Annotated in this window: 12 protein-coding genes; 6 read left to right on the top strand and 6 right to left on the bottom strand. The window is 37.8% G+C overall.

The annotated features are described in order from the left end of the window. Positions 1-29 precede the first annotated feature (29 nt). The gene (locus tag C5L23_RS05810) at positions 30-419 is read left to right on the top strand and encodes a ribonuclease HI family protein (protein WP_010007608.1); all 390 of its coding nucleotides are present in this window, start codon (positions 30-32) and stop codon (positions 417-419) included. A 25-nt stretch (positions 420-444) separates the two neighbouring features. On the opposite strand, the gene C5L23_RS05805 is transcribed toward C5L23_RS05810, so the two are convergent. Continuing rightward, on the bottom strand, positions 445-1,578 hold the full coding sequence (locus C5L23_RS05805) for a THUMP domain-containing class I SAM-dependent RNA methyltransferase (protein WP_010007610.1): 1,134 nt from the start codon (positions 1,576-1,578) through the stop codon (positions 445-447). 36 nt (positions 1,579-1,614) lie between these two features. Between C5L23_RS05805 and C5L23_RS05800 the strand changes: the two genes are divergently transcribed. Further along, positions 1,615-1,902, top strand: coding sequence for a hypothetical protein (locus C5L23_RS05800; RefSeq protein ID WP_010007613.1), 288 nt, complete (start codon positions 1,615-1,617; stop codon positions 1,900-1,902). On the opposite strand, the gene C5L23_RS05795 is transcribed toward C5L23_RS05800, so the two are convergent. The 5 genes from C5L23_RS05795 to C5L23_RS05775 form a co-directional block, all read right to left on the bottom strand. Further along, positions 1,899-2,582, bottom strand: coding sequence for a DnaD domain-containing protein (locus tag C5L23_RS05795; protein WP_010007614.1), 684 nt, complete (start codon positions 2,580-2,582; stop codon positions 1,899-1,901). The genes C5L23_RS05800 and C5L23_RS05795 overlap by 4 nt on opposite strands. Before the next feature lie 76 nt (positions 2,583-2,658). After that, a complete protein-coding gene (asnS, locus tag C5L23_RS05790; RefSeq protein WP_010007615.1) occupies positions 2,659-3,966 on the bottom strand; it encodes an asparagine--tRNA ligase in 1,308 nt (435 codons plus the stop codon). A 31-nt stretch (positions 3,967-3,997) separates the two neighbouring features. Continuing rightward, the gene (locus C5L23_RS05785; protein ID WP_010007617.1) at positions 3,998-5,179 is read right to left on the bottom strand and encodes a pyridoxal phosphate-dependent aminotransferase; all 1,182 of its coding nucleotides are present in this window, start codon (positions 5,177-5,179) and stop codon (positions 3,998-4,000) included. A gap of 4 nt (positions 5,180-5,183) precedes the next feature. Next, complete coding sequence (locus tag C5L23_RS05780) at positions 5,184-5,717, bottom strand: hypothetical protein (RefSeq protein ID WP_010007619.1); 534 nt, start codon at positions 5,715-5,717, stop codon at positions 5,184-5,186. A gap of 61 nt (positions 5,718-5,778) precedes the next feature. Continuing rightward, positions 5,779-8,163 (bottom strand): exonuclease domain-containing protein, encoded by a 2,385-nt coding sequence (locus C5L23_RS05775; protein ID WP_029508641.1) that lies wholly within the window; start codon positions 8,161-8,163, stop codon positions 5,779-5,781. Between the two features lie 256 nt (positions 8,164-8,419). On the opposite strand from C5L23_RS05775, the gene mvk reads away from it, so the two are divergent. From mvk to fni, 4 genes are read left to right on the top strand one after another with little or no spacing between them, the layout of a single operon-like run. Beyond that, a complete protein-coding gene (gene mvk, locus C5L23_RS05770; RefSeq protein WP_010007621.1) occupies positions 8,420-9,355 on the top strand; it encodes a mevalonate kinase in 936 nt (311 codons plus the stop codon). Beyond that, a complete protein-coding gene (mvaD, locus tag C5L23_RS05765; RefSeq protein WP_133264502.1) occupies positions 9,352-10,308 on the top strand; it encodes a diphosphomevalonate decarboxylase in 957 nt (318 codons plus the stop codon). Before mvk ends, mvaD begins: the two co-directional genes overlap by 4 nt. Next, positions 10,301-11,326 carry a phosphomevalonate kinase gene (locus C5L23_RS05760; RefSeq protein WP_010007625.1) on the top strand — a complete coding sequence of 342 codons (1,026 nt, stop codon included), beginning with the start codon at positions 10,301-10,303 and terminating at the stop codon, positions 11,324-11,326. Before mvaD ends, C5L23_RS05760 begins: the two co-directional genes overlap by 8 nt. Beyond that, positions 11,319-12,371: a type 2 isopentenyl-diphosphate Delta-isomerase gene (gene fni / locus C5L23_RS05755; RefSeq protein ID WP_133264425.1), complete on the top strand. Its 1,053-nt coding sequence runs from the start codon at positions 11,319-11,321 to the stop codon at positions 12,369-12,371. Before C5L23_RS05760 ends, fni begins: the two co-directional genes overlap by 8 nt. The last annotated feature ends 26 nt before the right edge of the window (positions 12,372-12,397 follow it).

Raw genomic sequence — 12,397 nt, 5'->3', positions numbered from 1 at the left:
TTAAACTTAACCTAAAGGAAATAGTGAATATGATTCGTTTATATTGTGATGCTGCGCGTCAGCAACATTCTGGTGTCAGCACCGCTGGTGCCATTGTCATCGTCAACAAACAACAGCAACAATTCAAAACTACCTTGGGCCCGTTACCAGATAACCATGCAGCCGAATTTACTGCATTGTTATGGATCTTACAACAATTATCATTGCAAGACGCCATGTTAACGATATACGTTGACTCAAAAATTGTCGCTGATTCGCTTAACAAACAATATGCTAAACATTACCAAGCATATGTTGATGATATTTGGTTGATATTAAATCAAGTTAAATTTGTATCTATTGAATGGATAAGTGAAAAGGAAAATCTCGGTGCCCATCATTTAGCATTGCAAATGCTCCATCAAAAAAACAAGTCATAAATATGACTTGTTTTTCATTGCGTATTTATCTTTCACGTTTACCCCAAAATTGGAAATAGTCAACACGTAAAGCACCGTTGTATAGCTTTCTTTTCTTCGTTGCCTTTTGACCAAATGATTTTTCAAAATCTAAATCACTCGTCAAAATATATTTACTCCAACTGGGCATCTGCTTATAGACTTTGCCCATCTGCGCATAAAGCTCTCTGGCAGCTTCTAATTCACCCAAACGTTCACCGTACGGTGGATTAGATACAAGTACGCCATTTAATTGGTCCGTTTGCCAATCTTTGGCAGCTAATTGCTTAAACGTAATATCTTGTGATAACCCAGCATGTTTTGCGTTTTCATTGGCAATGGCAATCATATTTTCGTCAATATCATAGCCTGTAATATCCAATGTTCTATCGTAATCAGCTTTACTTTCAGCCTCATCACGCACTTCGTCGGATAACTTTTCATCAAACCAATCCATATCCTCAATTGCAAAACGACGTGTTAATCCTGGTGCCAGATTTCGACCGATTAAGGCCGCTTCAATCGGTATCGTTCCTGATCCAGTCGTGGGATCAACAAATGGCCGATCTGGATGCCAATTCGTTAACATTACAAGTGCTGCAGCAAAGTTTTCTTTCAGAGGCGCACCCCCTTTATTGACACGATAACCACGTTTGAATAGACTTTCGCCGGTTGTATCCAAAGTTAATAAAACATGATCCTTTTCAATTTGAACTTCAAGTTGTGCAAAAAATCCTGTTTCTGGTAGACGTGTTCGGACATGATAGGCTTGCTTTAGGCGCTCAACAATGGCCTTTTTAGTGATAGCTTGAACATCTGGCACACTAAATAATGTTGATTTTCTAGAACGACCAGCTACTGGAAATTGCGAATCGTAATTCAAATACTCTTCCCAAGGCAGTGCTTTAACTTGTTCAAATAAACTATCGAACGTTGTTGCCTCAAATTCACCGACAATAATTTTAATTCTATCTGCAGTCCGTAACCAGACATTGGTATTTAAAATATCACGCTGCGTCCCTTGGAATCGAACACGATAATTCTCAACCTGATGATTGTAACCCAATTGATCAAGTTCTTTGCCAACAAGTGATTCAATACCAGCAGCTGCTGTGGCCATTATTTGATAAGTTTTTGTCATTATTTCCTCTTTAATCATGTTAAAATGAACGTTACTATGAAGATGATTGATTTTGAAAGTTTAGTACAATATGTGACACCAACTGCACAATTATATTTACGCAGTCATGATAATCAAATTAAGCCAATCAGTCAACTGGCATTTGCACCTAATAAATTAGATATTATTTTAATCACGGGCAACAGACCAATAACCCTATCCCAATTGACCACACGAAGTCGTCAAATATCAGGTCATGCACGTTTATTATACCCAAACGAAGACAGTATTTTTGGATTTCAGCTCGATATTACAACACAGCCCATTCAAATTATATTACATTAGAGCTCTTCATCCAATTTTGTCAATGGAATTTGCACATCATACGAAATAGATTCGTGCATACCATCAGTATAAGCAATCCCTCGTCTTTTTTCCTTAGTCGCCTGGGCCGCTTGTGGCGTATTAATATTCTTTTTCTGCCAATTAACTAGAATTGTTTCGATATAGCGCAGATTCCTAACATTATTGGCAATCGCTTCTTGTATTGCTAACTTTACCATTTCTGGATTGAATTTATCTAAACTAAACCAATGGCCCACCGTTTCCATTTCCATTGGTGATAGTGGTCGCCCAAATTCAACCTCTAGTACTTGTAATATTTCACGACGTGTTTGTTTACCATCAGATAAAGGTGTAGCAGCATGATGACTTTCGCCGTTAATCAGCTTATCGTATAGCGGTGAAAAATCATATGTTTCGGTTTGTCGTGATGTCCCTTTAATCTTAACAAACCCGCGTTTCACTAAACTCTTAAGCCTTGATAACACTACATTTTCAGTAGTATGTAGTACTTGCGCTAAAACATTAGGATTAGCCAAGTTGCCTTGTATTTGGATGCGTTGTATTTGTAAGTATAACGCAAAATCATCATTATCTAGGCCAATATCATGATAGTGCAGTAATAAATCATTACTGATACTGGTATGTCCAGCATTAATATATTGTTCAAAACGCTGTTCCATATTCGTCGCATCCTTTCAAAAAATACGTCCGAGCGCTACCTCAGTGCCCAGACGTATTTTAAATTTTATGCACTAATTAAGGTCGAATACGTGAAATCATACGTGGAAATGGAATGGCCTCACGAATATGTTCTTCACCAGTTACAAAAGTAATCATTCTCTCTAGCCCTAAGCCAAATCCTGAATGTGGTACCGTACCATATTGACGTAAGTCTAAATACCATTGATATTCTGCTAAATCCAGACCCTGCTCTTCAATACGTGTCTTAAGATACTCATAATCAGTATCACGTTCTGATCCGCCGATAATTTCACCATACCCTTCAGGGGCAAGCAAATCAGCACTAATCACAACATCGTCACGCGTTGGGTGGCGCTTCATATAAAATGCTTTGATCTCTTTAGGGAAATTAACGATAAACACTGGCTTTGAGAAGTGTTCTGCCAAGAATGTTTCTTCTGGCGAACCAAAATCAACACCCCATTCTACATCAAAGCCATTATCTTGCAATAACTGAATCGCATCATCATAACTCAAACGTGGATATGGTAATTGTGTGTATGAACGCAGAACCTCCTTATCACGCCCTAAAATATCAAGTTCTTGCTCATTATTTTTCAAAACAGATTCAATTAAATATGAAATATAACGTTCCTGAACTTCCAGACTTTCCTCTTGGGTTGTAAAAGCCATCTCAGGCTCAATCATCCAAAATTCCGTCAAATGACGACGTGTCTTAGATTTTTCAGCACGGAATGTCGGCCCAAATGTAAACACCTTACCAAAAGCCATTGCCCCTGCTTCGGCATATAACTGTCCCGTTTGAGAAAGATAAGCAGATTCACCGAAATAATCTGTCTCGAATAGTTCTGTTGTACCTTCAGGTGCAGAACCTGTTAAAATGGGTGAATCTAATTTTGTAAATCCCTCTTTATTGAAAAATTCATATGTTGCACGAATTAATTCGTTACGAATTTTCAAAGTTGCGAAAGGCTTTAAATGACGTAAGTACAAATGTCGATGATCCATCAAAAAATCAACACCATGCTCCTTAGGTGTTATCGGATAATCATGGCTTTCACCAACAATCTCAATACCAGAAATTGCCATTTCGTAACCAAAATCAGACCGTGTATCTTCATGAATTTCGCCAGTAACATACATGCTGGTTTCTTGCTTAAGACTCTTGGCTATCTCAAAAGTTTCTTCTGAGACATCACTTTTAACCACAACACCTTGGAAAAAGGCTGTACCATCGCGTAGTTGCAAAAAGGCAATTTTACCGCTACCACGCTTTTGACGTAACCATACGCCAATGCGGACAGTTTGGTTAACGTAATGTTTAACATCTGTAATCTGAATCGTAGGAATTTCTTGTAACATTGAATTATTTGAACTTTCTATCATTAATATTTTAATATTGGTTAAAGAACGTTGCCAAACGTGAAATCGCTTGATCTAAAGTATCCTGACTCTTAGCATAACTGATTCTTAAGTATCCTGGCATGCCAAAACCTTCACCAGCAGGCAAAGCAACATGTGCTTCATTAAGTAGCTTCAAAGATAGCTCTTCAGTGCTGTTAACACCAACATTAACCATAACATTTTTGTCTACTTTAGGGAATAAATAAAAAGCACCTTGTGGTTTTAATGCAACAGACAATCCTTTAACCGCGTTGAGTGCAGTGTAAGTTTTGTTTAAGCGCTGTTCAAAAGCCAAACGCATTTTTTCGATATTATCTGGATTAGAACGAAGGGCTGCCAATGCTGCATACTGTGCTACTGCCGTTGGATTCGATGTTAAATGATCGAGCAACTTGTTCATAGCTGTAATAATTTTAGCATCAGCAATCGTCCACCCAATACGCCAGCCTGTCATTGCATAGGCTTTAGACACCCCATCCACAATAATCATGCGACTATCATCGACTGGTTGAATCTGTAGTCCTGAAACAAATACTGTATCATTGTATACTAACTGACCATAAATTTCATCTAAAATAATGTAAGTGTCATGTTGATTAGCCCAATCTAATAAGGCAATGATTTCATTGCGTGTATAGACTTGCCCGGTTGGATTAGTCGGCGTATTAATGATAATCACTTTTACAGGATGTGTTAATGCATCTAAATCTGCTACTGTTAATTTCAAGGCAGGGTTAGCGGGTTGGATTGCTTCTAAAAGCCCCCCTGCTAATTTCACTTGTTCTTGATAACTTACCCAATAAGGTGCAGCCGTTACAACACTATCTCCTGGATCTAGTAATGTCTGCATTAACGCATATAATGATAACTTACCACCTGTAGTAACCGTCACATTCCGTGGTGAAATCGTTGCATTATATCTGGTTTTAACAGTTGATACGATGGCAGATTTTAGCTCTGTTATACCGCTTGTGGCTGTATAGAAACTTGTTTTTTGTGCTTGAATCGCTTGAATAGCGCCTTCGGCAATTTCGTCTGGCGTTTGAAAATCAGGCTCTCCAACACCAAGATTAATAATATCAATGCCTTCAGCTTGCATTTCTTTTGCTTTTTTATTCATAGCCAAAGTCGGCGATGGTGTTAATTCAGAAATTCTTTTTGATAGTGTCATCTGTTTAAATCCCTTCAATTGTGCGATACGGCTTGCCCGTCTTAAAATCCAATGTCACATAATTCAACTGCCGGCGTTGGTTTAAATAACTCACTTCCCATACCAAAGCATTTTGATAACGACTAATATTAGCACTATAAATTTTCTTGGGCTGATACTTCTTAATGATTAACTGCCGTAAAGCATCATCTGAAAGACCGCTATCACGACGGTAAACCCGCACATGATTTATACTGCCATTAACAATAGCAACTTGCTTTTGTTTTGATGCGTCTTCACCAATCACTGCATAAGTTATATGTTTACGATTATCAATACTCGTTGACGAAATCTTCGTAATTTTAGTTTTATGCAAAACAAATGCATTGACCTTCTGTTCAGCTTGTCGTACTGGTGATAGTGAGATATAAAAAACAGTCAAAACAACGGCTAAGAGAATAATCATTACCCCTATTAACCAAAACCATACACGTGCCCAATGAATCTTAGGTTTCCTTTGGTTTTGCCGGATCCTAATATCTTCTCTAAATTGCATCATAAAATATCTCCTACATACCACTGCTTTACTCAAATATTATATCAAGAAATGCATCACAAATTTAATATTCTTTCATCATTTCCAAATATTTTTGAGTTAATATTTCGGGTTTTTGATCAAATTTTTTAATATCGATTTTCTTTTTAAAACGATGGCGTTGCATTGCATTAAGTTGTGTCACAAGCACATTAGTATTATTACGTTGCATTTTACCCAATAATAATTCCAGTCGTGACGCCGGTTGCCAGACTGTTTTCTCAGGTACAACAACAATTTTTGGAACAGACTGTTCTCTTTGCCATAAGTGATCAAATATCTGATCAGTCACAAGGATTATCTCTAATTGATTAGGTTGTGTCTGACGATGTATTTTATTAAATGATCCTGTCACGCCTTCGGCCACAATGCCATAATCTGTTTCTAATCCGTAGCGTATCTTTTGATACCAATGATTCACTCTAACCTTATCCGGCAGAATGACTAGAATGGGACCTACTTTAGTTTGCACCAAAGCTTCTAAATGTTGCAAAAATGAAAAATCACCTAGCGCCACGAGATTAACCTTGGTCGTATTATCTCGAATAAATTCACGCTTGAAAGTGTGCGTTTTTGGCACAGCCATCAGTAATTCACTCACATCTACCGGTAAAAATTCGCTCACAATCAGTAACTTATCAATCGCCGTTAAGAACTGACTCTGATAAAATGCCACATCATCTATATCAAAATTCAATGTCACTTGACGATCGCCATTATCCAACTGATGCGTGTCTTGGCTGACTAAATAACGCTGTGCAAGTAATCTTTCGCTCCGTAATAATTGGTGGTCAACTAATAGTAAAAATTGCGGCACATCGTTATGACTATAAACCAATAAATCTCGTAATTTAATGAGGATGCCAAATAACTTATGTGCGCGTTTTAAGTTGCTGTTAGCCGTACCATTTTGTTTAATCTGTTTAATAATGTGCAACGTCTCGCTTATGATTTGTTTCATTAACAAACGTTGCCGATGTGTCATACCTTTCATTTCCTCAAGAACCAACGCTCTTAATTGATGTTTCAATTGGGTTAAAGGAATGGCAACATGGAAATAGTAATTCAAATCTTTACGAAAACGACTAGGCGTTTCCATTACAACAATCGGCCATATTTCGTGTTGCTTAGCAACCAATAATTGTTGCGATAAGGCGAAGTATGCTTCGAAATTCATAATGACAATCTGGCTTACCTGTGCATTTTGTTGTGCACGTTTGAAAAAGTAAGTTTGTTCATGACCTTTTAGTTCAGATAACCAGGATACATTACTCGCACCAATTTTTATTTCTTGTAACAGGCCAGTTTTAGTTTGCGTTAGCCAAACTAGAATCCGCGCCTTGAGTAACTGTACCTGAGCTGGATATTGATCATCCGTCAAAAGTTGACTATATTTCTCTAAATCAATATAACAATTGGGTTCATATAAAATAGATGCCCTAATTGGCAACTTGAAAAAGCGACAATATTGATGAATTAGTTGCATTTGTTGCTGCTGTAAGCTGACATCATCAGTCAACAATACAGTCTGCTTTTTTAACGCATTAAGCAACACCGGGATTAAGTAACCAACTGTTTTACCACTTTTAGGTGGTGTATTAATCGTCAATACACCATGATGCTTTTTATCGATAAATTCAGACACATGACGTACTAATTTATCTTGTGCGGGTTTAAAGCTCATATGCTGCTTCACTTGTGGCAAAGTGAGTGATGCATTATTTGGTGATTTTTGATTCGATAAGAACGTTTGACGTAAAGCAATTTTTTCATTAAAAATTGTAAATTGATGATGGGTTCTCTTTGGCCGAACCAATTGCAAGAAAGCTTGTGTTTGGCGTAATAATTGCCACTGTCCTTGCTGCAGTTGTTGTAATGTTTGTGCAGGTAACTGTTCTGCTAAACGCCATAAAGATAAGAATAATTCTGCCGTTGCGTGTGCATCTTCATTTGCACGATGCGCATTGGAAAGCTTAATATCCAGATATTGTGTTAAATCAACAAGTCGATACCCTGGTGCTGTAGGCAGCAAAATTTGTGATAACATCACTGTATCAATGGCAGGAATATCTAATGGTGATAATCCCGCTCGTTCAAACTCTTCATTCAGGTAAGGATAATCAAAATTAACGTTGTGTGCAATGATAACACTATCTTTTAACAGCGTGTGTATAACAGGTGCTATCTCTTCAAAATATGGTGCATGCTGGACCTCGTTTTGCGAAATATGCGTCAATTGTTGGATTTGACGATCAATTAATTGGCCAGGATTAACAAAAGTTTCAAAGTGGTCCACAATCTTACGCTTTTTAATAAACGTCATACCAATTTGAATAATTCTGCCACCACGATCAACACTTTGACCAGTCGTCTCCAAATCAACTACCACAAAGGAGTCATTGGCGTTCATCATTAGGTTCATGATACCTTTCTATTTTAGAGTTGAATCACGCTGTTAAAAATCAGCCAAAATTAACGATATCGCTAATTTTTATTGTTATTTTTTAAGAAGAACGTATATAATTTACACAGTATGCTACAAAATCTTAGCATTACGATTATTAATCTGACTTATTTTTAACAACGCAATTCTATTATATTTTACACTTATTTGGCCTAAAAAGTCTGTCTGCGTTACAATAGTAAGGTATTATTTGGAGAAATTTATGATTAGTCAAATGATTGGCGTTGGTACTTCACACGCTAAAGTAATATTGATTGGTGAGCATGCAGTAGTCTATGGTCAACCAGCTATTGCCATGCCACTCCCAAATCTCACAGTGACTGCTACATTACGACCAGCATTCCGCGGTCAAGTCCTCGATGGTAATCATTTTCACGGTGAATTAAATGAAATTGGTGCAAATATTGAGGGCCTTCGCCAATTAATCTTACGTTTATTAGATAAATTCGGCGTGCCGGATATGACGTTTACATTATCCATCGAAACTAACATCCCACAAGAACGAGGTTTGGGCGCTTCAGCTGCCTTAGCTACAGCAGTTACTAAGGCCTTTTTTAATTATTTCAATACTGGTTTAAGTGAAACTGAGCGTACTTATTTTACAGATATTGAAGAAACTATTACCCACGGTTCACCAAGCGGTTTAGATGCTGCCACAGTTCATGCAACCAACCCTGTTTGGTTCGTTAAGAACAAAATCATGCAGTCTTTTGATATGCATCTGAGTGGCACACTAGTGATTGCTGACACTGGCATTCATGGTCAAACTATTCGAGCCATCAGTGTAATTAAAGAACAACTCAAAATTAATTTTGATGAAACTTATGCGCAAATTGAACATCTTGGTTCATTAAGCGATGAGGTTCGATTAGCATTAGTCAACAATCAACCTGCTTACTTAGGTGAATTATTTAGCGAAGCACACCGTACCTTACGATCACTTGGTGTTTCACATCCACGCCTCGACAAATTAGTCACAGCGGCTATAAATGCCGGCGCTCTTGGTGCCAAGCTAACTGGTGCTGGTGTTGGGGGTGCAATGTTTGCACTTGCCAAAAATAATAACGATGCGATTACAATTGCTAACGCCCTCAATGCTGCGGGCGCACAAAATACATGGATACAACCACTATCATGACAAGTACAGCTAAAGCGCACACCAACATTGCGTTCATTAAATATTGGGGTAAAAAAAATCAACAACTCAATTTACCCACTACAAGTTCATTATCTTTAACACTAGATAAATTCTATACCAAAACAACCGTTACCATTGATGATACGTTATCTACCGACGTATTATATCTCAATAATCAAAAGGTTGATGCGACGCGTGTTCATCAGTTTTTAGATGTTTTACGAGACGAATTAGGTTATTTCCCCACATTAAAAATTAATAGCTATAATCACGTACCAACTAGTGCTGGTCTAGCCTCTTCAGCTTCTGCTTTTGCTGCCTTAACTGGCGCAGTCGTTCAAGAATTGGGATTGCATTTGGATACTTGTACGCTATCTCGATTAGCACGCCGTGGATCAGGCTCCGCTAGTCGTTCATTTTTCGGCCATTTTGCAGTATGGCATGCTGGCATTGATAACGATTCCTCTTTTGCTGAAAGTTTACATGCCCCAGCCATGCCGATTGCGTTAGTTGTTGCAGAAGTCTCTAGTCAGCAAAAGAAAGTGGGTTCTACTGAAGGTATGCAGCGTGCGCTCACTTCACCTGATTATGGCAATTGGGTTAACAATAGTCAGCAGCAATTCATTGATATGCAGTCAGCAGTGATGGCCGCAGATATTGAAAAAATTGGGACTATTGCAGAAGCCAATGCTATGAGCATGCATGATTTGAATCTAACTGCCACACAGCATCCATTTACATATTTCACAGCAGAAACACAACGTATCTTACAAATTGTTGATGATTTAAAACATCAAGGTCTTCTTGCTTTTGCCACAATGGATGCCGGCCCTAACGTCAAAATTATTACACATGTTGAACACGCACAATTGATTATTCAAACGCTCAACAATGCCCTACCCAACTTAAAACTTGAAATCGCACAAAGTGGTCCCGATATATCCTATGAATAAAATCAAAATCACAACGCCTGGTAAACTATTTTTAGCCGGTGAATATGCCATTACACAGCCTGGTAATCTAGCCATTGTTGCGGCTATCAATTTAGGTCTAACGTTAACGATTAGTGAAACACATAACAATGTATCAACAATGACATCCAACTTAATTGAAAGCCCTTTAACCTTTAACATTGATCATTTACCCAATACAGTAGCTGACACAAAATGGTGTTATGCCCTGTCTGCTGTGCATATCGTACAGGATTATATGTATCATCATCAAAAGCCTCTATTAAAAGAATTTAATATCAATATTAATAGTGATTTGGATCATTCAACCGGAAAACTTGGTCTCGGCTCATCTGCAGCCGTCGTCGTTGCCGTTGTTGAAGGATTAGATCGCTATTTTAAGTTACATTTATCACGTATTCAGTTATTTAAATTAGCAGCTTTAGCACATTTAAATGTGCAACAATCTGGTTCCTTAGGCGATATTGCAGTTGGCGTTTATCACGGCATCATTGCTTATAGTAGTCCTGATCTATCAAAATTCGAACAACCATATACAGCCAAAATAGTAGATTCTCCTTGGTCTGGGCTCCATATTGAGCCTCTAACTTGGCCTATGAATTGGCAACTGTATCTGGCACCAACTTATCAAGCCGCTAGTACTAAAAAAGCTTTAAAATCTGTGCAGATACCTGCCGTCTTTTATAAGCAAAATATTACCATTGTTGACAAAATTATAATCGCTATCAAAAGTCAAAATTATCAACAGCTCAAACAGTATATCGCTTACAATCAAGCACTCTTAACAGAATATTTACCTGCAACGTATAGTACATCAAAATTAGCTACCGTGCTATCATATATTCAACAACATCAATTAGCTGGTAAAATAAGTGGCGCAGGTTTTGGTGATAATGCTTATATCATTGCATTAACTCAAGAGCCATTACCCGCTACAAATTTCGATGTACTACCTGTTACCATTTATGAGGATCTAAAAATAGGAGGTAACTATGACTGAATCTCAACAATCACATCGAAAAGATGAACATTTATCACTTGGTGTTCATTCTTGGCGACAGCAACCTCAAATTATCGGCGCTACCTTCGATGATGTCCGCTGGGTTCCGAATGCATTACCCGAATTAACTGTCCAAGATGTTAATACAAGTACCGTTATGCTTAATCATCGTTTCTCATGGCCATTTTATATTGAGGCAATGACCGGTGGTTCACAAAAGACCACCCAAATCAATCAACAACTTGCCGAAGTAGCACTAGAGACAGATTTGGCAATGGCCGTGGGTTCACAAAGTATTGCAATCAAAGAGCCAGACAAAAGAGAAAGCTTTAAAATAGTGCGTAAGACGCATCAAGATGGTTTCTTAATTGCTAATTTAGGTGCTAATCACAACATTATCAATGTACGTAACGCAATAGATATGATTGACGCCAATGCAATAGAGCTTCATCTTAACGTTGCGCAAGAGCTAACCATGAGCGAACACGAAGGTGATCGTAGTTTTTATTGGTTAGATAACATCGCAACTATCGCAGCTAAATCCCCTGTCCCAGTAATTGTTAAAGAGGTTGGTTTTGGCATGAGTCAAGCTACTTTTAATTTATTACAAGATACTGGAGTTGCAGCTATAAATGTAGGTGGTGCTAATGGTACTAATTTTGCAAAAATCGAAAATCGGCGTAATCAAGATAAACTGAAATTAAATTTAGACAACTATGGTTTCTCAACGGTTGAAAGCTTATTAGATGCTAAAATGTCCCAAAATACGCTACCGCTTATCGCAACTGGTGGTATTCAAAAAATTCAAGATGTGATTACCAGTCTGATGCTGGGTGCTACGCTTACAAGTAGTGCAGGATACTTTTTACATACGCTTGTTTCTAAAGGGCAAGATGCCCTCGTTCATACAATAAACGAATGGCAACAGAATTTGCCGCTAATATATGCATTATTAGGCGCCAAAAATACTTCTGAGTTACAAAGTCGAGAATTTATAACAAGTACTACTATCGATAATTTTATACAGCAACGACAAAAAAAGTAAGACCAATAATTTATTGGTCTTACTTT

The organism is Leuconostoc fallax (genome assembly GCF_004354645.1).
GTDB lineage: Bacteria > Bacillota > Bacilli > Lactobacillales > Lactobacillaceae > Leuconostoc_B > Leuconostoc_B fallax.
Note: the sequence above shows the minus strand (reverse complement) of the source record. Positions and strands in the feature narration are given on the sequence as shown.

Coding starts and splice junctions, on each gene's coding strand:
- fni (WP_133264425.1), top strand. CDS start 11,319: ATGACTGAATCTCAACAATCACATCGAAAAGATGAACATTTATCACTT.
- C5L23_RS05785 (WP_010007617.1), bottom strand. CDS start 5,179: ATGACACTATCAAAAAGAATTTCTGAATTAACACCATCGCCGACTTTG.
- C5L23_RS05775 (WP_029508641.1), bottom strand. CDS start 8,163: ATGAACGCCAATGACTCCTTTGTGGTAGTTGATTTGGAGACGACTGGT.
- C5L23_RS05805 (WP_010007610.1), bottom strand. CDS start 1,578: ATGACAAAAACTTATCAAATAATGGCCACAGCAGCTGCTGGTATTGAA.
- asnS (WP_010007615.1), bottom strand. CDS start 3,966: ATGTTACAAGAAATTCCTACGATTCAGATTACAGATGTTAAACATTAC.
- mvaD (WP_133264502.1), top strand. CDS start 9,352: ATGACAAGTACAGCTAAAGCGCACACCAACATTGCGTTCATTAAATAT.
- C5L23_RS05780 (WP_010007619.1), bottom strand. CDS start 5,717: ATGATGCAATTTAGAGAAGATATTAGGATCCGGCAAAACCAAAGGAAA.
- C5L23_RS05795 (WP_010007614.1), bottom strand. CDS start 2,582: ATGGAACAGCGTTTTGAACAATATATTAATGCTGGACATACCAGTATC.
- mvk (WP_010007621.1), top strand. CDS start 8,420: ATGATTAGTCAAATGATTGGCGTTGGTACTTCACACGCTAAAGTAATA.
- C5L23_RS05800 (WP_010007613.1), top strand. CDS start 1,615: ATGAAGATGATTGATTTTGAAAGTTTAGTACAATATGTGACACCAACT.
- C5L23_RS05810 (WP_010007608.1), top strand. CDS start 30: ATGATTCGTTTATATTGTGATGCTGCGCGTCAGCAACATTCTGGTGTC.
- C5L23_RS05760 (WP_010007625.1), top strand. CDS start 10,301: ATGAATAAAATCAAAATCACAACGCCTGGTAAACTATTTTTAGCCGGT.